We start from the raw sequence: 20,130 nt of genomic DNA, 5'->3' as shown, positions 1-20,130 counted from the left end.
TTAATCCTTAATATTAAAGAGGGCGTCGAGCGAGTCTTGCTCGCCTACCACCCAGATGATATCACCTGCACGGAACTTACGATTTGGACTATAGGGGGAGAGACTTTCCTTTCCCTCTTCTAATCCTACCACCATACAGCTAAAGCGATCGCGGATACGACTCTCGATGAGGGTCTGACCCACAAACGGACTGTCGGTACCGATAATGAGTTGGCGCAACTTCATCTCGCGCATCTCTACATCTACATCGATACCCAGCACCTCGTTCTCGATGGCATCGCGGAAAGCGGTGAACTGCTGGTCGCTACCGATGACCTGAAGTACATCGCCTGGGAACAGGATGTTATAACCATCGGGGATGTTTATACGACGGCCTCCACGCAGAATACTACTAACATGCACACCATACTTGGTACCCAGCTTGAGCTGAGACAATGACTGTCCCATCCAAGTGGAGTTGAACGGCACCGTGAAATCGGCAATATGGATATCGCGATCGAGCAGCTTGCCCTCGTAGAGCGGACGTTTCTTGCCATGCACCTGGGCCTCGATATCGCGCGAACGCAGGTTCTGGATAAACAGGCGCTCGAGTGTAATGCTACGGTGCTTGGTACGGCGTGAGAGGATGATGAGCACGATGACTACGAAACCGATGGTAATCATCAAGGCATTGGTGAATCGGCTGAGGAAATTGCAGATGTAGAAGATAAAGCTGACTGCAATGAGGAAACGCACCAGGATGGTGAACAACAATGGCAAACGGTTGCGATTGCTCTCGGCCCACAGGGCTTTCCACTCCTCGCTGTGATTCTTCTTCATGACCATGGCACGCAGGAATGGTGCGATGAGTGCCACGGTGAGCACACCGGTGATGGCGTTGGCATACCAATGGAGCTCCCAGCCGGGCAGCATTTTGCGGGTTACGGGCAGCACAAAGGCAAACATCATGGCAATGGATGCCGACGAAAGGATGGAGTAAACAATGGTGTTGATGGTCATCTGCGTGAGCAGGCGTTTCCACTTGCTCTCCTCCTGACTATGCGTATTGCCCATGGCCAACTGGTTAAGCGACTTGATAAGCTTACCAGGCAAACGCTTCTCAAGGTTATTATAGGCTGGCGTGGCCAGACGAATCATATAAGGGGTTAAGAAGGTAGTGATGACAGATACGGCTACCACCACGGGGTAAAGGAAATCGCCAATAACGCCCAGCGACAAACCTAACGAGGCGATGATGAACGAGAACTCACCAATCTGCGCCATCGAGAAGCCGCAACGCATGGCCGACTTGAGCGACTGGCCGCCTAACATAAACGAGATGGTGCCGAACACGCTCTGCCCTACAATAATGGTGAGTACCAGGCAGAGAATAGGTATGGCATATTCGACCAGAATCTTTGGATCGACCAGCATACCTACCGACACGAAGAACACGGCACCGAAGAGGTTCTTAACAGGCTCGACGAGTTTCTCGATACGCTCGGCCTCGATGGTCTCGGCCAGGATGCTACCCATGATAAAGGCACCGAAAGCTGAGCTGAAGCCTACCTTGGTTGAGAACACCGCCATGGCACAACACAAGCCTAAGGCTACGATGAGCAGCACCTCGTTATTGATGAGTCGGCGCACGCGGCGCAAAAACAGCGGGATGGCAAAGATACCCACCACCAGCCATAGTATCAGGAAGAAACCGATACGCATGACCGACTGCAAAAGCTGTCCGCCACCCATATCAGAACCGCTGGCCAGGGCACTCAGCATCACCATCATGACAATAGCCAGGATATCCTCGAGTATAAGCACACTCATAACCATGCCGGCAAACTGCTGCTGGCGCAATCCGAGATCGTCGAAAGCTTTATAGATAATGGTGGTACTCGACATGGCGAGCATACCTCCAAGGAAGATGCAGTCCATCTTACCCCAACCGAACACATGGCCCACCACGATACCGAGCATCATCATACAGAAGATAATGGTGATAGCGGATATGACGGGCGAGGCGCCCATCTTAAGAATCTTCTTGAACGAGAAATCCAATCCCAACGAGAACAGCAGGAACATCACACCGATATCGGCCCACAGGTGTACGTTGGCCATATCAACAGCCGATGGCGTATAGGTCATGTTAGGACTAACCAGGAAACCTGCCACGATGTAGCCCAGCACAAGGGGCTGCTTTAAGCGTTTAAATATGAGCGTAACCACACCTGCCACCATCAGGATGAGTGCCAGGTCGGCTATCATTGGGGGTAATTCTGCCATAGCGTACTAAGTTTAGTACCACTGCACAGCGTTTGAATAACTTGAGCGCTTGTCGTACTTAAGCGCATCGGTAAGCGTTGACGCGTTACAGCGGAATGAGAAGTTATAACTAGTGTATGGTGCCAACACTACCGAGCACGACATATTGAAGCAATGGAGGTCGCGATTAAGTGAGGCCGTTGTCATAGATATCTTCTTATTATCGAAATCGTAACCAGATGAGAACGAGATGTTCCATCCGTCGCTGATGCGCAGGTTACCACTTATATTGAGGTTCTGACTAAACTTATAAGGATAGCGCATGGTGTTGTAGTTGAACTTTGAGAGGGTCTGGTCCTCACGCATGGTAACACCATAACCGATACTCAGGCTCCAAGGCATCTGGAAGGCCATATAGCCATCCTCGTCGGTCTCGGCTTTCGAACCGCTACCTTTACGATTAGCCCCATGCTTGGCTTTCTCCATATCCTTATCTACGTTCGACTCGAGGGTGTCGTCCCACTCGTCATCGTCGTTATCGTCGTTCTTACGTTCTTTCTTATCCACTTTCTCGCCACGTAAGCGCTTAAAGAAGTTGGCAATCTTCTCGTTGCTGAGGGTATAAGAAAGGTTCTGCGAGATACCCTGGAATCGTCCGAGTTTACCCATACCCCAATAAGTCTTGTGTTCAGATACACGTGGTACGGCACCCACGCTATCGGCCTCGTAAACATACGATGCGAACACAGCGTTGAGGTTCAGGGTATAGTTCTTAGAGAGTTTGAGTCGCAAACTGGTTGACAGGTCGCTCCAAGGACGGATATCGGCAGCAAAGTTATACGACATCGACATGCGGAACTCGTCGATGAGCGAAATCTTCTTAAAGCCTGTAGAGTCGTCGTCGCTCTTAACCTTCATTTCGAGGTTCTGCGAAAGGTCCATCGAGAGGCTACCGGTTTTACCCTTGCCAGGCACACCATAGGTACCAATCTGATAGGGTGAGTACTCAACCATGGTTACCTTACCATCGGCATCGGTTTTCTGATAGTAGTCGTAATAGCCATAGCGCGATGCACTGAAGTCAGGTGCATAGCTGAAGCTAACGGTTGGGGTAACCACGTGGCGGATAGCATTAATCTTATCGCCGAATATCTTACGGTTGGGCACCCACATACCGTAAAGCTTGGTAGAGGCGCCAACACTGAAGTTCCAGTTGTAAACGTTATAGAAACCACTCAGGGTATCTACTACCTCGCGCTGAGCAGCGGCATCCCAGCCCTTGTGTACCTTACTGAAATAGGTACGGTCGGTAAAGTTGAACGAAGGGTTGAGGTTGAGATAGCCGAACAGGGTAAAGTTACCGCTGATAGGTATATTGTGCTGCATGCCGTTCTTCCAGTCCTTTGAGAGCGACGAGTGCAGCAGTTTATCCTCTTTAGTGGTTATCTCGTTCTTGATCTGACCCGTGTACTGCATCGAGATTTTCTCGTACCAGCGCTCATTGCCTGCCCTCTTTTTGCGCTTGAAGGGATAGAAACGGGCGATTGAGATATTCAGATCGGGCAGTGTGAGCGAGATAGTACTATCACGCATGTTCTGGTTTAAGTTGGTGGTTGAGCTCAATGTCATACCGATACTCGAGAATGTGGTGCTCCACGATACTGATGAGGTACGTGTTGACTGTGTGAGCGTTTGCGGATTGTACATCGAGGTAAGGTTATTGCGCTCGTAACTGCTAGTGGCAAAGTTTACGTTTGCCGAGAGCTGCGAGTAAGGGTTGGCCTTAGCATCCTGGCGATGGCTCCACACTACCTTAAAACTGGTTTGCTTGGTGTAGTCGGGCATATTCTTCTCGCCGTTGATGGTGTTCTGATAGCTGGCCATGAACGAACCGCTGTAGCGATAACGCTTGCGATAGTTAGAGGCTGCCGAGAGGCCCCACGAGCCCTTGGTATAGATTTCACCTATCAGCTTCAGGTCCATCTTATCGTTGATGGCAAAGTAGTAACCACCATCGCGCAGATAGAAACCACGCTCGGTCTCATCACCATAGGTAGGCATGATGAGTCCGCTTGAGTAGCTCTTGGTGAAGGGGAAGAATCCGTAAGGGATAGCCAATGGCAGAGGCACATCGGCCACAACCAGATAGGTAGGACCGAACACCACATCCTTACCAGGGCGCACCTTGGCACGCGACATGGCGAGGTAGAAATCGGGATGCGGATCGTCGCAAGTGGTATAACGACCGTGCTGCAGGAACATCTCGCCATCAGCACCGCGCTTCGACAGTTCGCTGGTAAGGAAGCCTTCTTCCTGCTGCGTATATACGCTCGAAATCAAACCTTTCTTGGTCTTGAAATTAAAGGCCATGGTATCGCTCTGGTACTCATCGTTACCCATCTTGAAAACGGGGGTACCTTTGAGTCCGTTGGCTGTAGAATCGAAACTACCTGTGGCATGTACCAAACTGCTGTCAAGACTCATATAAATCTTGTCGCTCTGCAGGTCCATATTCTGATACTTCACCTTCGAGTCGCCATACAGATGTGCCAAACCCGAAGCTGCCTCGTATGTAAGCGAGTCCTCAGCCGAATACTCTACTGGTGAATCGATACCATTTTTGCGGCGCTTATTGATACTATCCTGCGCCAACGAATCGTCGATAGCTTTGTTGTGACGATATATGGCGAGCTGAATAGAGTCCATCTGAGTGGTATCGATGGTAGCCTTAATGGTGTCGAAGGCTGCTTTGATGGTATCCTTTACGATGCTATCTGTGGGAATACTATCATTGTTACCAGAGCCTTGCTGAACTCTGGAAACCATCTTCATGGGCACTTCCGCCATCACCAAAAGGATAACGAAAGCGAACACAATCAATACCGATTTTCTTTTCACGGGTGCAAAATTACAAATAATTCTGCGATTTTCGCCATAGATTAACAGAGATTATCACAAAAATTTTACTTTATTCGAACATATCCACCCATTTCAGGAACTTCTGCACGCCTTCGGCACCGAATTTCTCCAAACTCTGTGCTGTTTCTACTACCGAACGCTCGTGGGCTACATGCGACTTTGAATAGAACTTATCGGCATAGCACACCACCTGCTCTTCGAGTGTCTCAGGCTCGTAACTACGGTCGAGAGGCAATGGCAGTTGCTGGCGCTCAATCTGTGTACGGGTAAGACCGGTACCGGTATGACGTTCGCATACCAGCGCGTGGCGCAAAAAGCCCTCGTTGCGCAGTATCTCGCCACCTAAATAACCATGACAGATGTAAGGTTCGGTGCCTACACACTGGATACTGGGGGCATTACAACGAAAAATGCCGATATCGTGCAGCATGGCTGCCTCTTCCAAAAACTCGGTATCCAGACGTAGTTCGGGGTGCTGCTTGGCAATCTTCAAGCATCTATCCGCCACCTGACGAGAATGATGCATCAGCAAACGCTTAAGCTCATTATCCTCAGGATAATATTTATCAATAATCTTTTCGTAATCCATAGAAAAAAAAATTTGGCACGGATGGAAATAATAAATTGGCACGGATTAACGCGGCTCTTTTATAAGAAACACTGCTTTTTCACTACAGCCGTGTCTTTAATAAAATTAAAGCCGTGTAAATCCGTGCCTAAAACATATCCGTGCCTAATATCTTAAAGTTTAAGCTTCGCGCTCAATCCAGGCGATGGTGTCGCCCTGACGAATGTTCTGACCAGGCTTAACGCTGATATCAACCAGCTTACCACCCATAGCGGCAGGGATTGATACAATCTCGCCCCACTTGGTCTGCAGATAACAGAAGGTGTCGCCCTCCTTGTACTTCTGACCGATGAATGGCTCAACGCATGGTGCCAGTACACCTTCGCCACCGAAGCCCCACAACAGCTGACCAGCCAGAGGAGCCTTTACAGCGTCGGCCTTAGCATGCTTGATAGCGTCGATCTCTTCCTGCGAAATCTTCTGACCACCACCCAGCTTGGCATCCTTAGCCTTCTGGATATCAGCCAGCAGCTGCTTCTTAGCCTGACCGCTCTTGAATGGACGGTACTGCTCAGGGTGCATAGCCAGCTCGAACAGCTCCTCGTCGTCCTGTCCGTAGTCCCAACCGTTCTCGTCCATCTCCTTACGGAAGGTGTCGAGTGAGTTCTCCAGCAGGGTGTGAGGATCGGCATCGGTAAACTTCAGTCCCTTCTTCTCGGCCAGCTCAACCAGCTCGGGAGCGATTGTTCCGGGCACCTTACCGCTCTTACCAAGAATCATACCCCAGATGGCATCGTCCATCATCACGTAACGACCCTTACCCTGCTCCATGGTGAGGAGGTTCATCAGAGCGATATTCTTAGTGTACTGAGAGAATGGTGTTACCAATGGGGGATAACCTACCTTTGGCCATACGTACTCAACCTCGTTGAACAGCTTAACCAGCATATCGTCCATAGTGAGTGCGTTCTCACCCTTCTTCTCGCGTTCCTTATTAATCATCTTCTGGATAGGACCAAGATCGGCCATCATAGATCCCATCATACCACCAGGCAGACCGCAACCAAGCAACAGTGATGACATGTGCTTGTTAGCAGGGTTGATGAAGCAACCCAACCAGTCGTCGATAAACTCCTGAGTGAGTGTACGTGCCTGCATATAGGCGTTCATATCCAGATCGGCCACCTCGAAGCCCTCGTTCTTCAGCATAGAACGAACCGAGATGATATCTGGGTGAACCTTACCCCATGACAGAGGCTCGATAGCAGTATCGATTACATCGGCACCGTTGTTACAAACCTCGAGGATAGAAGCCATAGACAAACCAGGACCTGAGTGACCGTGGTACTGAATGATGATATCGGGGTGCTTGGTCTTGATAGCCTTGGTAAGAGCACCCAGCATAGCAGGCTGACCGATACCAGCCATATCCTTCAAACAGATCTCCTCGGCACCAGCAGCGATTACCTCATCAGCAATAGCAGCATAGTACTCAACGGTGTGAACTGGCGAAGTGGTGATACACAGTGTAGCCTGAGGTGTCATGCCACCCTCCTTGGCCCACTTGATACTTGGAATGATATTACGGGTATCGTTTAATCCACAGAAGATACGAGTGATATCTACACCCTGAGCGTGCTTAACCTTATACATCAGTGCACGAACATCATCGGGTACAGGATACATACGGAGTGCGTTGAGACCGCGATCCAGCATGTGAGTCTTAATGCCAACCTCGTTGAAAGGCTTACAGAAAGCACGAACAGCCAGGTTAGGATTCTCACCTGCCATCAGGTTCACCTGCTCAAAGGCACCACCATTGGTTTCTACTCGGGCAAAACAGCCCATATCGATAATGGCGGGCGCAATGCGTTCCAGCTGGTCTTTACGAGGCTGGAATTTGCCTGAACTCTGCCACATGTCTCTGTAAACGAGACTGAATTGAATCTTCTTTTTTGCCATATTTTATAAGCTTATTTTCGAAATTTGAATGCAAATATAGCACTTTTTCTGCACATAGCGGCAAATATCCTACAAATTTTATAATTTTTAGTAGTGGCATAGGCTTTTCTTTATTAAGTATGCAGAAGATTTTCATTTCTTTCGTCACCGAAAGAAACGAAACAAAGAAAGGTGCGAAAACGTCCTGAGCTCGGAGGCCGGAACACAAATTCTTCAAATCACTCAAAGAACTCGCTCCGCTCAAACAGCTTTTCGTATTTCGTTGCTCAGATTGCGTTCCGCAATCAGAGACTCAATGTTGATTCAAAGAATTTGCATTCCTCTAAAGACCTCCTCATGCGGAATGTTTTCGAACGAACGCAGTGAGTGAGGAAACATGGAGCGCGAAGTGCGGTAATCGCGAAGCGCTTGGCACAGCCAAGAATGTTTTCGAACGTTTTATCCCAACGAAGAAGTGCGAGGACAAAGAAATTAGAGAAAAAGAAAGTAATCCCAAAAACATTCCGCACGAGGAGGTATTTATAGGATGTACTATTATCGGAATCATTTTCGATTCTTGTATCGCGTGAGCGAGACAAGCAAATCGACATGAGGAGCTGTTTGAGCGAAGCGAGTTCTCCGAATGATTACGATAATCGGACATCCGGCCTCCGAGCCAGGACGTTTTTGGGACTACTTTCTTTTTCGACCCACGCGAGGACTACTTAAACGTGTGGTTCATCAGTCTTTGTTCGGCGAGGGCTTCGAATTTGGTGCCGGGGCGACCGTAGTTGGCATAGGGGTAAATGCTGATACCACCACGGGGAGTGAAAAGACCGATTACCTCGATGTACTTGGGATCCATCAGGCGCACCAAGTCCTTCATTATCACATTCACACAATCCTCGTGGAAATCACCATGGTTACGGAAGCTGAACAGATAGAGCTTCAAACTCTTAGATTCAACCATCTTCTCACCCGGAATATACATAATCTTGATCTCAGCAAAATCAGGCTGACCCGTGATTGGACACAGCGATGTAAACTCAGGACAGTTAAACTGTACCCAGTAATCATTCTCAGGATGCTTGTTCATAAACGTCTCAAGCACCTCGGGTGCATAATCGCTCTTGTACTCAGTCTTCTTGCCGAGTGCCTGCAAACCTTCTACTTCTCTGTTCATAATACATTAAACATTAAAGATTAAACATTAAACATTCTTGGCGATGCCAAGCGGCAAAGCCGAGCGAAACATTAAACATTAAAGTTCCTTGACCTTGAAGATGTTGTACGTTACATCCTTGTCGAACACATCCTCGTGGTCGTGCTTCTTGGTAAAGTTTACCACACGGATGGTTACAGGAAGTGCAATGATTTCGTAAACCGTCTTCAGTGTTACCTGTGTGATAACCAGCGATGGCATCTCCTCCCAGGGGATAACACCACCCAGCGCCAGGGGGAAGAAGATGATTGAGTCGGTAAGCTCACCCCAGACAGTACTCATCACGGCACGGGCCGAGAAATTCTTACCGTTCGAGCTCAACTTCATCTTACTCATCACGTAGGCATTCATAAACGATCCTGCCAGGAAAGCCAGGAACGATGCACCGGCGATACGAGGTGCCAATCCGAAGATCTGATGGAATCCCTCCTCGCCATGCCAGTACGAGGCACCAGGAATCCAGTCGGCGATGGCACCAAACACCACAAACATAAAGTTCATGGCAAAGCCCAGCCAGATGAGCAGACGCGTACGACGGTATCCCCACACCTCGCAAACCACATCGTTGATGATGTAACTTACGGGGAACACAATGAGTCCAGCCGTCATGTTAGCAGGTCCAAACGAAATCTGTTTTGTCTCCAATACGTTTGCCGTAATCAGGCACACGCAAAACAGTATGCCGTAAAACATAAACAGCACACTGATCCTCTGATTGTCTTTTAATTTTTCCATATTTCTTGTTTTTTTAAAGGGGGTGTTCAAGTACCCCTGTTATCCATTACAACAGATACAGCAACCAACCCATGTAACCCATAAAGGTAAGTATCAGTACCCATCCCTCGCGGCGCGATACAAAATACTTGGTGATTGCGAATATCCACATCAGTCCAATACTAATCAGCATCATCATCAGGTCGACGATGGTGATACCCATAATGCGCATGGGGTGAACCACCGAAGTGATGCCGAGAATAAGCAGAATGTTAAACACATTCGAGCCGATGACATTTCCGATAGCCATGGCCGAACGACCCTTGTAAGCAGCCACCACGCTGGTAGCCAACTCGGGTAGCGACGTACCGCCAGCCACGATGGTAAGACCTACCACACTCTGACGGATACCGAAACGATAAGCCACATAAGTAGCACCGTTTACAAAGATATGACTGCCCACGATTAAGCAGCCCAGTCCGAGACCAATCCAGAACAGGTTACGCCACAGGTGCGTATAATCCTTCTTGGGCTTTTCGCGCTCCACACCCAGCTCCTCGTCAAGGAAATCCAACTTTCCATCTTTTGCAGCCATCTGGAAGGTGTAAACCATAAAGGCCACAAAGCCGATGAGCAGGATGATACCATCCGAACGACTGATTTCGTTACCCCACAGGTGTACCGAGCCCATATCGTCGGCACACAGCATAAAGAGCAGCAACGAAGCACCTATGGCAAAGGGGATATCCTTCTTAACCGTGTTGGGTGCCACAGCGATTGGTGCTACTGCAGCCGAACAACCCACAATGAGCAGGGTGTTGAAGATGTTAGAACCTATCACATTACCTACGGCCAGATCGGGTGTACCCTTCAGGGCCGACATCAGACTCACAAACAACTCGGGCGCCGAAGTGCCGGCAGCTACAATGGTAAGACCTATCACGATTTCGGGCACACGCATGTCGCGGGCCAGCTTTGAGGCTCCATCCGTCATACGATCGGCTCCCCAGATAACGAGGATGATACCTACGACGATCAGTCCGATGTTAAATAATGTCATAGTTTTCTCGGTTTTTATTCCATGTCGCTGATAAATGCATCCAGACTGCGACGATCCTTCTTGGTGGGACGACCGGTACCACGGGCACGATCAACGAAACCACTGATACGCGTCATCTCCAGCAGTTCGTACTGCTCGGGAGCCGTCACATTCTCGTAGATTTCGGGCAGGAGTTTTGCTCCTACACGCTGTTCGATAGTCTTCAGAATACGGAACGAGTAGGTAATGGGCGGTTTGCGCACGCTTACAGTCTCGCCTACCTTTACCATACGCGAGGGTTTTACGTTCACCCCACCGATGGTAACGCGACCGTTCTTACAAGCATCGGCTGCAATAGAGCGGGTCTTAAAGATACGCGATGCCCAAAGCCACTTGTCAATTCTTGCTTCTTCCATAAACTATTTCTTGCCCAGTTTGTTAAACTGGTTCATAGTAATATCAATACCAGCCAATACAAAGCTCTTGATAATTTCGCAAGCAGTATCGATGCTTGGTGCGAGGGTTTTCATATCCTCCTCGTCGTACTTGCCGAGCACCCAATCCACTTGCATGCCGCGCGGAAAATCATTGCCGATACCCATACGCAGACGGGCATAGTTCTGACCGATGAGCTGCTGAATATGTCCGAGACCATTATGACCTCCGTTCGAGCCACTGGACTTCAGACGAAAAGCACCCAACGGGAGCGCCACATCATCGCTGATAACCAGCAGTCGGCTCTGTTCGATATTTTCCTTGTTCAACCAGTAACGAACGGCGTTACCGCTCAGGTTCATGTAGGTGGATGGTTTGAGCAGGATAACTTTACGGCCCTTCAGCGATGTTTCGGCCACAAAACCATAGCGCTTATCATCAAAATGAATATTGGATGCCTTAGCAAAAGCATCCAATACCATAAAGCCTGTATTGTGGCGGGTGTTCTCGTACTCGTCGCCGATATTTCCCAGTCCAACAATCAAGTACTTATCCATTCGCAAACGAATTAGATAAATTACTCAGCAGCCTGGGCAGCTGCAGAACGAGAAGCACGTGTAGCCTTAACTGAGCATACTACAACCTGAGCAGGAGTAGCGATCTGCAGACCATCGAAGTTCAGCTCAGCTACCTTGATAGCCTTACCGAGCTTGAGCTCTGTAACGTCTACATTCAGAACCTCAGGAATCTGCTTGTAAGGAGCTGTTACGTTCAGTGTGCGAACAGCCTGGCTCAGACGACCACCATCACGTACACCCTGAGCGTGACCAACGAGCTTAACAGGGATACCAATTGTGATTGGCTTCTCCTCGTTTACCTCATAGAAGTCAACGTGCAGCAGAGCATCTGTTGTTGGGTGGAACTGGAGCTCCTTCATTACAGCCTTGTGAGCCTCACCATCGATAGTCAGGTTTACAACATAAACATCGGGTGAATAAACAACACGACGGAGCTGTGAAGCAGGAATAGCAAATGACAGTGATACGGGCAGACCGTTCTCACCCTTTGCCTCACCGTACATGTTACAAGGTACAAGACCCTCCTTACGCATTTCCTTGCTGGCCTTCTTACCAGTTGTGGCACGCTTCTGGCCACTTACGCTAATTTCTTTCATAAATGTGTTACTCTAAATTAAGTTTAAAAATTTACGTTTTGCTTAATTCGCCATCACACGAATCTCGGCACGAAGCCGAAAAAGCGGTGCAAAGGTACTACTTTTTTTGATACCAACCAAATATTTGGCTAAAAAACCTCAATTTTCTGTATTTTTCTTGCTTATTCCGACCTTTTTTACTAATTTTGCAGCCGATTTAAACGAAAAGTTTATATATATAATAGGTATAATAATAAAAAACATCAAGTGAGATGATTAACAGAGAAATTATCAGAATTAAGATTGTTCAGTTAACCTACGCCTACTATCAAAACGGTAACAAGAACATCGACACGGCTGAAAAAGAGTTATTTTTCAGTCTCTCGAAAGCTTATGACCTCTACAACTACATGCTGGCCCTGATGGTGGCCGTAAATAAAGAAGCAAGCCGCCGTATGGAGGTGATGGTACAGCGTGCCAAGCGTGAAGGCACACCCGAGCCATCGCAGCGTTTTGTATTGAACCGTTTTGCCATTCAGTTGGCCGAGAATAAGCAGCTTAACGACTTTGTCAGCACCCAGAAGAGCGGTTGGGACGAGAATGCCGCATTTGTAGCATCGCTGCTCGAGAAGATTGAGCAGAGCGAGGTTTATCAGGATTACATGAATAACCCCGAGGATAACTACGATGTGGACCGCGAATTCTGGCGCAAGATATATCGCACCCTGATTCAGGACAACGACGAGCTCGACGCTATCCTGGAGGACCAGAGCCTGTACTGGAACGACGACAAGACCATCGTTGATACATTTGTACTGAAGACCATCAAGCGTTTCGACGAGGCTAACGGCCCCAAGCAGGATTTGTTGCCCGAGTGGGACAGCGAGGAGGAGAAGGACTTTGCGCGCAAGGTGTTCCGTGCAGCTATCATGAATGCCGACGAGTACCAGCGCTACATGAGCGAGGCTTCGCGTAACTGGGATTTCTCACGTCTGGCTTACATGGATATCATCCTGATGCAGATTGCCATCGCCGAGATGATGACCCTGCCCAACGTGCCCATCAGCGTAACCATCAACGAGTATGTTGAGATTGCCAAGTTCTACTCTACCCCAAAGAGTGCCGGCTACATCAACGGTATGCTGGATGGTATCGCCCGCAACCTGGTTGAGAGCGGCCGCCTGGCTAAGTTCATCGAACCTAAGAAGGAGAGAGAATATAAACCCAAAAAACAAATTATAACAAAGAAACATGACTAATTTTGTACTCGCTGCACAGGCAGCACAGAACGGTAGCGGTATGAGCATGATTATCATGATGGTGGCTGTATTCGCCATCATGTGGTTCTTCATGATCCGCCCACAGCAGAAGAAACAGAAGGAAATCCAGAAGTTCCAGAACGAACTTACGGAAGGTACCGAGGTAGTTACCGGTGGTGGTATCCACGGCACAGTTAAGAGCATCGACCTGGCTAAGAACACAGTCGACATCAAGATTGCTCGCGACGTGGTTGTTACCGTCGAGAAGACATCGGTTTACAAAGATATGGCAAGCACTCTGCAGAGCAAGTAAATGAAGAATTATCTGGGAAGCATTGCACGATTTCTGCACAAGCTCCTTTTTAGCAAAACTAATAAGGAGCTGCTGATTTTTGTGTTCTTCCTGGCACTTTCGGGCATCTTCTGGCTGCAAACCACACTTAACGAGGTGTACGAGCGCGAGTTTGCCATCCCCGTGTCGGTAGTAGGTATTCCGAAGAATGCCGTGCTTACCAGCGACGAGACCGACACGGTGCGCGTAACCATCCGCGACAAGGGCATCACACTCCTTACTTATATGTATGGCGACATACTGCGTAAGGTAAATGTGAACTTTAAGAACTACTCGCACGGCAACGGTACTGGTGTGATTACACAGCAGGAGCTGCAGAAGCTGGTTTACCAGCAGCTGGCCAACGGATCGCGCATCACGGCCATGAAACCCGAGAAGCTGGAGTTCTATTACAACTACGGCGACAAGAAAACGGTGCCCGTACGCTGGAGCGGACGTGTAATTCCCGAGGAGCTGTTCTTTATTTCGCGTGTGGCTTACAGTCCCGATAGCGTTACCATCTACGCTTCGCCCGAAAAGCTGGATAGCATCAACGTGGTTTACACCGAGCAGCTTAACTACGCCAACTTCCGCGATACGCTGCGTGCTAACTGCGAACTGGCCAAGATTAAGGGCGTAAAGATGATACCCGACCATGTGCGTGTAACCTTCTGCACCGACGTACTTACCGAGGAGAGCATCGAGGGTGTACCCATCAAGGCCATCAATCTGCCTAAGGGCAAATCTATCCGCACATTCCCATCGCGCGTAAACGTAACATTCGTAACGGGTGTTAGTGTGTACCGAAATCTTAAGCCAACCGACTTCTACGTAGTGGCCGACTACAACGAGATTAAGGACCACCCGCAGGAAAAATGCCACATTTATCTTAAGAGCGTACCACGCGGCATTTCCAGAGCACGTTTGGAAACCAGCATGGTTGACTATCTGATCGAATCCGACGAAGAATGAAAGTAGGTATTACGGGCGGCATTGGTAGTGGTAAAAGCTACGTGTGCCGTGTGCTGAAAGAGCTGGGCATCGAAGTTTTCGACTGCGACAGCGAGGCCAAACGCCTGATGCGTAACTCGCCTGAGCTGCGCCAGCAACTTACAGCGCTGATTGGTCCCGAAACCTATACTCCCGAAGGCATACTGAATAAGGCTGCTGTAGCCAAATTCCTACTGGCATCGCCCAGCAATGCCAAGGCCATCGACGCCATCGTACACCCTGCCGTGTTCGAGGCTTTCCGCCAAAGCGGGTTGGACTACATGGAGAGTGCCATCCTGTTCGAGAGCGGAGCCAATGTTCTGGTAGATAAGGTGATAGTGGTGATAGCCCCCAAGGAGATTCGTCTGCAGCGCGTGATGGAGCGCGACGGTATCAGTCGCGAACAGGCGCTGCAATGGATGAACCGCCAACTGCCACAGCAGGAGGTGATACGTAAGGCCGACTTTGTGCTGATTAACGATGGAGAAGCTGATATAGATAATCAAATTAATAAAATAATAAAACAATGCAACAAACCATTTTAGCAATTGCCGGCAAGCCCGGTTTATACAAGCTTGTTACCCGTGGTAACAACAATCTGATTGTAGAGGCTCTGGATGCTACTCACAAGCGCATGCCTGCCTTCGCAACCGATCGCATCACATCACTTGGCGATATCGCCATGTTTACCGAGACTGATGATGTGCCCCTGACAGATGTTCTCGACAACCTGAAGAAGCTGGAGAACGGTAAGCGTGCCAGCATCAACGAGAAGAAGGCTTCGAGCGCCGAGCTGCGCGAGTACTTTACAAAGGTACTGCCCGAGTGGGATCAGGATCGTGTAAAGGATAGCCACATCAAGAAGCTCATCACTTGGTACAACATCCTTATCGAGGCCGGTATCACCGATTTTAAAGACGCCGAGCCCGAGAGCGCTGAGTAATTTATTTTCTTTTAGGCACGGATTAACACGGCTTTAATAAATTAAAGACACGGCTATAGTTGCAATGCTAAAGCCGTGTCCTTTTTTATAAAAAAAGCCGCGTAAATCCGTGCCTAAAAAAAATCCGTGTAATCCGTGTCGCTCGGCTTTGCCGCTTGGCTCGTCCAAGAATCCGTGCCTAAATCTTCTTTGCTTCGAAGGTTTGTTTGATTTTCTGTTCGCGATGTTCTACGCGAACCTCGATACCAAACTTTTCGTGGATATGCTCGGCTAAGTGCTGAGCCGAATAAACCGAACGGTGCTGACCACCTGTACATCCGAACGAGAACATCAGACTGGTAAAGCCACGCTGAATGTAGCGGCGCACATGCGCATCGGCCAACTTATAAACCGAATCCAGGAACGTTAGTATCTCACCATCATCCTCCAGGAATCGTATTACCGGTTCATCCAGTCCCGTCAGCTTTTTGTAAGGCTCATAACGGCCGGGGTTGTGCGTGCTACGGCAGTCGAATACATAGCCACCACCGTTACCGCTCTCGTCCTCAGGTATGCCGTTGCGATACGAGAAGCTGAACACCTTAACCACCAGCGGTCCCTGCGCATCGTACTTCGAGAACGTAGCCGGTCCGTCCTGTGGATGGGCCTTATAAGGGTTCAAATCGGTCGTCTTATAACCATCGGCACGACTGGCCACCGTCTCAATCTGCTGGAACTGTGGCAGCTCTGTCAGCTTCTGCAGAATCTCCATCAAGTATGGATAATGCCAAGGCGTGCTGCTTGCCAACAACTCGCGAAGGTTCTGTATGGCAGGTGGAATGCTCTCAATAAAATGCTTTTTCTGCTCAAAATAGCCGCGGAATCCGTAAGCGCCCAGCACCTGCAAGGTACGGAACAGCACAAACAGCGACAGACGATTTACAAAGTGGCGCACCGTGGGCACCTCGATGTAATTCTTCAGCGAGTTGTAGTACTCGTACACCAGTTCACGGCGCAGCTTGTGTGGATACTTAGCCGAGGCCTGCCACAAGAACGAAGCCACATCGTAATAAAACGGACCTTTTCGGCCGCCTTGGTAATCAATAAACCAAGGATTGCCATCGTGGTCTAACATCACGTTGCGAGCCTGGAAGTCGCGATACAGAAACGAATCGCTCTGTTCCGAAGTCAGATCCTTCGCCATCAGTCGGAAGTCGGCCTCCAGCTTCAACTCGTGGAAATCAATCTCCGTAGCCTTCAGGAAACAGTACTTAAAGTAGTTCAGGTCGAACAGCACGCTATCCACGTCAAACTCCGCCTGTGGGTAGCAGTTCTCGAAATCCAGATCGCGAGCCCCCTGCATCTGCATTTTAGGCAGTTCGCGTATGGTGCGGCGCAGCAGTTCCTGCTCTTTCAGGGTATAACGTCCGCCCGCTTCGCGACCACCACGGATGGCGTCGAAAAGCGACATGCTACCCAAGTCGGTTTGCAGGTATCGCAGCTGGTCGTCGCTGGCAGCCAGAATCTTTGGCACCGGCATCTGCAATCGCGAAAAATGCTTGGTAAGATAGATAAACGCATGGTCCTCGTCGCGACTGGTGCCTATCACGCCTATCACACTCTGTCCCTGCTTGTCGGTCAAACGGAAGTAAGTGCGGTTACTACCGCCCCCGGGGATCTGCTGAACATTAGCCGGCTCAGCTCCCCTCCATTGGGTATATAATTCAATAAGTTTCTCCATAATGCCTGCAAAGATACGAATAAGCGAGCAAAAAAACAAATTTATTTGTATTTTTTCGAGCGGGAGTACCTTCAAGAAGGGCACAAAAAGGTCCGAAAAATATCAACAAAAAACGAGGGGTTCGCAGCATCACGCGGCGAGCCCCTCTTACCAATAATATTAACCTGTGATTTTTTATACTTCCCAACCGATGGCTGAGGCACCGAGAACGGCTGCACTTGCGCCATCGAGACCTGAAACGAGGAACTTGGCCTTGTTCTTGAAGATCTTAAGAACGTGGGCATCGTAAGCCTCGCGGATAGGTTTCATAATCAGCTCGCCGGCCTTAACCATACCACCAAAGAAGATGAATGCCTCGGGTGATGAGAAGGCAGCGAAATCGGCACAAGCCTCGCCAAGCATCTTACCAGTAAACTCGTAGATATCCTTAGCCAGCTCGTCGCCCTTACCAGCAGCGATTGATACATCGAGCGATGTGATATCCTCGGGGTTCATGTCGCGCAGCAGTGATGGACGATCGGTTTTTGCCAGCATCTCGCGAGCAGTACGAGCCACACCAGTAGCCGAGCAGTAGCACTCCAAGCAGCCTGTACGACCGCATCCGCAAGCGCGACCTTCCTCGCCACGAACCATTGTTACGTGACCCAGCTCGCCAGCAAAACCATCGTGACCGTAAAGCAACTGACCGTTAACAACAATACCCGAACCTACACCGGTACCAAGAGTGATAACGATGAAGTTCTTCATGCCACGAGCCACACCGTAAACCATCTCGCCGATAGCAGCGGCATTAGCATCGTTGGTAAGGGCTACGGGAATGCCTAATGCATCGCTGAACAGCTTAGCCAGGGGCACTACACCATTGTGGGCCCAAGGCAGATTAGGAGCAAACTCGATTGTGCCGTTATAATAGTTGCCGTTAGGAGCACCAATACCCATGGCCTTGATTTTCTCGATACCGCCAACCTGCTCGATGATAGGCTGCAAAGCCTCGACCGATGCGGCTACGTAATCATCTACATTACTGTAACCACCAGTTTTGATGGCTGTGGTGGCCTTGATATCGCCACGGGCATCAACAATACCAAATACCGAATTGGTACCTCCTAAGTCTAAGCCAATAACGTAAGGCTTAATTTCTGCGTTCTGTTCGTTCATAATTATAATAAGTTTATTAGTCTATATTAATATCGTATTTTGATTTCAAGGCACAAAATTACTAAAAAATTCGGCATAACACTTGACTTTTTACGGAAATTAACCATTATTTTATAAAAGAATGACTAAAATCAGCCGTAAGCGGAAATTTTTTCGTAACTTTGCACCCGTTATGCCAATTCATATACCAATAAATATATTAGACTTCATCTTCAAGGGGATGTTGATCGGTGTGATTGCCAGCGCACCGATGGGACCGGTAGGTATTCTGTGCGTACAGCGCACACTGAACAAGGGCCGATGGTTCGGCTTTGCCACTGGCATAGGTGCCGCTGTGAGCGACATTATCTATGCGGCATTTGCTGGCTTCGGAATGTCGTTTGTGATGGATTTTATCACCAACGATCAGAACAGATTCTATCTGCAGATAGGGGGTAGCATATTGCTGCTGTGTTTCGGATGGTACACCTACCATACCGACCCCACGCAGAAAATGCACCAGAGCGGTAAGCAGCAGGGCACACTGTGGTACAACACGTGGACGGCCTTTCTGGTTACATTCTCTAATCCGCTCATCATCTTCCTGTTCCTGGCCATGTATGCCCAGTTTGCGTTTGTGCTGCCCAACCATCCGTTCGAGATGATTGTGGGTTTTGCCAGCATTGTAGCAGGCGCGCTGCTGTGGTGGTGGGGACTGACATGGCTGGTAGATCAGATACGCACTAAGTTTGATACTAACGGTATCAAGATCATCAACAAAGTAATTGGCGTGGCAGTAATCGTGGGCAGTATCATTATGCTGCTTGGACTAACCACCAACCTGGTAAGATTTTTTTAGCATAAAATATGTTTATAGCAAACGAACTTAGAAAAACCAACATTGCCGAGTATCTGCTGTATATGTGGCAGATGGAAGACACGGTGCGAGCATTCGACTGCTCGCTGCAACGCATCAAGCGCGAGTATATTGAGCGCTTCGACTATAACGACGAACAGAAGGAGGAAGAGACCGACTGGTTTGGCAACCTGATACGCATGATGAATCAGGAGGGATGCCGCGAGCAGGGACACCTGCAGATTAACAAGGTTACCATGCAGATGCTGATTGAGCTGCACCAGCAGCTGTTGCAGAGCAGCAAATTTCCCTTTTACAACACGGCTTACTACAAAGTGCTGCCCTTTATCGTAGAGCTGCGCAACCGTGGTGCCAACAAGGAGGAGAACGAGATTGAGACATGTTTTAACTCGCTGTACGGTGTGATGTTGCTGCGCCTGCAGAAGAAGGACATTTCGCCCGACACAGCACATGCCGTAAAGGAGATAACAACTTTTATCGGCATGCTCTCAGATTATTATAAAAAGGACAAAGAAGAAGGATTGAAATTTGAATAATTATTAGGCACGGATTTACACGGCTTTTAATAAAAAGACACGGCTGGCTGCGCAAAAAAAGCAGTGTTTCTCTAAAAGAGAGCCGCGTAAATCCGTGCCAAG

19 protein-coding genes are annotated in these 20,130 nt (G+C 49.0%); 7 read left to right on the top strand and 12 right to left on the bottom strand.

The window, feature by feature from the left end; translation table 11 throughout:
* From PRU_RS01270 to PRU_RS01225, 10 genes are all read right to left on the bottom strand, one after another.
* Positions 1-2,265: a cation:proton antiporter gene (locus tag PRU_RS01270; protein ID WP_013063506.1), complete on the bottom strand. Its 2,265-nt coding sequence runs from the start codon at positions 2,263-2,265 to the stop codon at positions 1-3.
* A 12-nt stretch (positions 2,266-2,277) separates the two neighbouring features.
* Complete coding sequence (locus tag PRU_RS01265) at positions 2,278-5,091, bottom strand: putative LPS assembly protein LptD (RefSeq protein WP_373314248.1); 2,814 nt, start codon at positions 5,089-5,091, stop codon at positions 2,278-2,280.
* Positions 5,092-5,212: 121 nt separating this feature from the next.
* Positions 5,213-5,752: an HD domain-containing protein gene (locus PRU_RS01260; RefSeq protein WP_041385505.1), complete on the bottom strand. Its 540-nt coding sequence runs from the start codon at positions 5,750-5,752 to the stop codon at positions 5,213-5,215.
* A 159-nt stretch (positions 5,753-5,911) separates the two neighbouring features.
* Entirely contained in the window at positions 5,912-7,693 is a 1,782-nt protein-coding gene (locus tag PRU_RS01255; RefSeq protein WP_013063508.1) for an oxaloacetate decarboxylase, read from the bottom strand.
* A gap of 700 nt (positions 7,694-8,393) precedes the next feature.
* On the bottom strand, positions 8,394-8,855 hold the full coding sequence (gene queF, locus PRU_RS01250) for a preQ(1) synthase (RefSeq protein ID WP_013065205.1): 462 nt from the start codon (positions 8,853-8,855) through the stop codon (positions 8,394-8,396).
* A 78-nt stretch (positions 8,856-8,933) separates the two neighbouring features.
* Entirely contained in the window at positions 8,934-9,629 is a 696-nt protein-coding gene (locus PRU_RS01245; protein WP_013064422.1) for a queuosine precursor transporter, read from the bottom strand.
* Positions 9,630-9,675: 46 nt separating this feature from the next.
* Positions 9,676-10,668 carry a calcium/sodium antiporter gene (locus tag PRU_RS01240; protein WP_013063960.1) on the bottom strand — a complete coding sequence of 331 codons (993 nt, stop codon included), beginning with the start codon at positions 10,666-10,668 and terminating at the stop codon, positions 9,676-9,678.
* A gap of 14 nt (positions 10,669-10,682) precedes the next feature.
* Positions 10,683-11,063, bottom strand: a complete 381-nt coding sequence (locus PRU_RS01235; RefSeq protein WP_013063238.1) for an RNA-binding S4 domain-containing protein — start codon at positions 11,061-11,063, stop codon at positions 10,683-10,685.
* Positions 11,064-11,066: 3 nt separating this feature from the next.
* The gene (gene pth / locus PRU_RS01230; protein WP_013063468.1) at positions 11,067-11,639 is read right to left on the bottom strand and encodes an aminoacyl-tRNA hydrolase; all 573 of its coding nucleotides are present in this window, start codon (positions 11,637-11,639) and stop codon (positions 11,067-11,069) included.
* Between the two features lie 20 nt (positions 11,640-11,659).
* Positions 11,660-12,256 carry a 50S ribosomal protein L25/general stress protein Ctc gene (locus PRU_RS01225; protein WP_013065726.1) on the bottom strand — a complete coding sequence of 199 codons (597 nt, stop codon included), beginning with the start codon at positions 12,254-12,256 and terminating at the stop codon, positions 11,660-11,662.
* A 251-nt stretch (positions 12,257-12,507) separates the two neighbouring features.
* On the opposite strand from PRU_RS01225, the gene nusB reads away from it, so the two are divergent.
* From nusB to PRU_RS01200, 5 genes are read left to right on the top strand one after another with little or no spacing between them, the layout of a single operon-like run.
* A complete protein-coding gene (gene nusB / locus PRU_RS01220) occupies positions 12,508-13,494 on the top strand; it encodes a transcription antitermination factor NusB (protein WP_049769049.1) in 987 nt (328 codons plus the stop codon).
* A complete protein-coding gene (gene yajC, locus PRU_RS01215; RefSeq protein WP_013063470.1) occupies positions 13,487-13,807 on the top strand; it encodes a preprotein translocase subunit YajC in 321 nt (106 codons plus the stop codon). Before nusB ends, yajC begins: the two co-directional genes overlap by 8 nt.
* Positions 13,808-14,797, top strand: a complete 990-nt coding sequence (locus tag PRU_RS01210) for a YbbR-like domain-containing protein (RefSeq protein WP_013063095.1) — start codon at positions 13,808-13,810, stop codon at positions 14,795-14,797.
* A complete protein-coding gene (gene coaE / locus PRU_RS01205) occupies positions 14,794-15,360 on the top strand; it encodes a dephospho-CoA kinase (RefSeq protein WP_013065026.1) in 567 nt (188 codons plus the stop codon). Before PRU_RS01210 ends, coaE begins: the two co-directional genes overlap by 4 nt.
* Entirely contained in the window at positions 15,342-15,758 is a 417-nt protein-coding gene (locus PRU_RS01200; protein ID WP_013064694.1) for a DUF5606 family protein, read from the top strand. Before coaE ends, PRU_RS01200 begins: the two co-directional genes overlap by 19 nt.
* A gap of 178 nt (positions 15,759-15,936) precedes the next feature.
* Here PRU_RS01200 and PRU_RS01195 read toward each other — a convergent pair whose 3' ends face one another.
* Both PRU_RS01195 and PRU_RS01190 read right to left on the bottom strand, forming a co-directional pair.
* Positions 15,937-17,478 carry a RapZ C-terminal domain-containing protein gene (locus tag PRU_RS01195; protein ID WP_013063701.1) on the bottom strand — a complete coding sequence of 514 codons (1,542 nt, stop codon included), beginning with the start codon at positions 17,476-17,478 and terminating at the stop codon, positions 15,937-15,939.
* A gap of 174 nt (positions 17,479-17,652) precedes the next feature.
* The gene (locus PRU_RS01190) at positions 17,653-18,636 is read right to left on the bottom strand and encodes an ROK family protein (RefSeq protein WP_013063478.1); all 984 of its coding nucleotides are present in this window, start codon (positions 18,634-18,636) and stop codon (positions 17,653-17,655) included.
* Positions 18,637-18,808: 172 nt separating this feature from the next.
* On the opposite strand from PRU_RS01190, the gene PRU_RS01185 reads away from it, so the two are divergent.
* Positions 18,809-19,474, top strand: coding sequence for a LysE family translocator (locus PRU_RS01185; RefSeq protein ID WP_013065506.1), 666 nt, complete (start codon positions 18,809-18,811; stop codon positions 19,472-19,474).
* 8 nt (positions 19,475-19,482) lie between these two features.
* Entirely contained in the window at positions 19,483-20,028 is a 546-nt protein-coding gene (locus PRU_RS01180; RefSeq protein ID WP_013064904.1) for a DUF4924 family protein, read from the top strand.
* Positions 20,029-20,130 lie beyond the last annotated feature (102 nt).

It is taken from the genome of Xylanibacter ruminicola 23, assembly GCF_000025925.1.
Taxonomy (GTDB): domain Bacteria; phylum Bacteroidota; class Bacteroidia; order Bacteroidales; family Bacteroidaceae; genus Prevotella; species Prevotella ruminicola.
The sequence above is the reverse complement of the archived record's forward strand: the minus strand, read 5'-3'. Positions and strand labels throughout refer to the sequence as shown.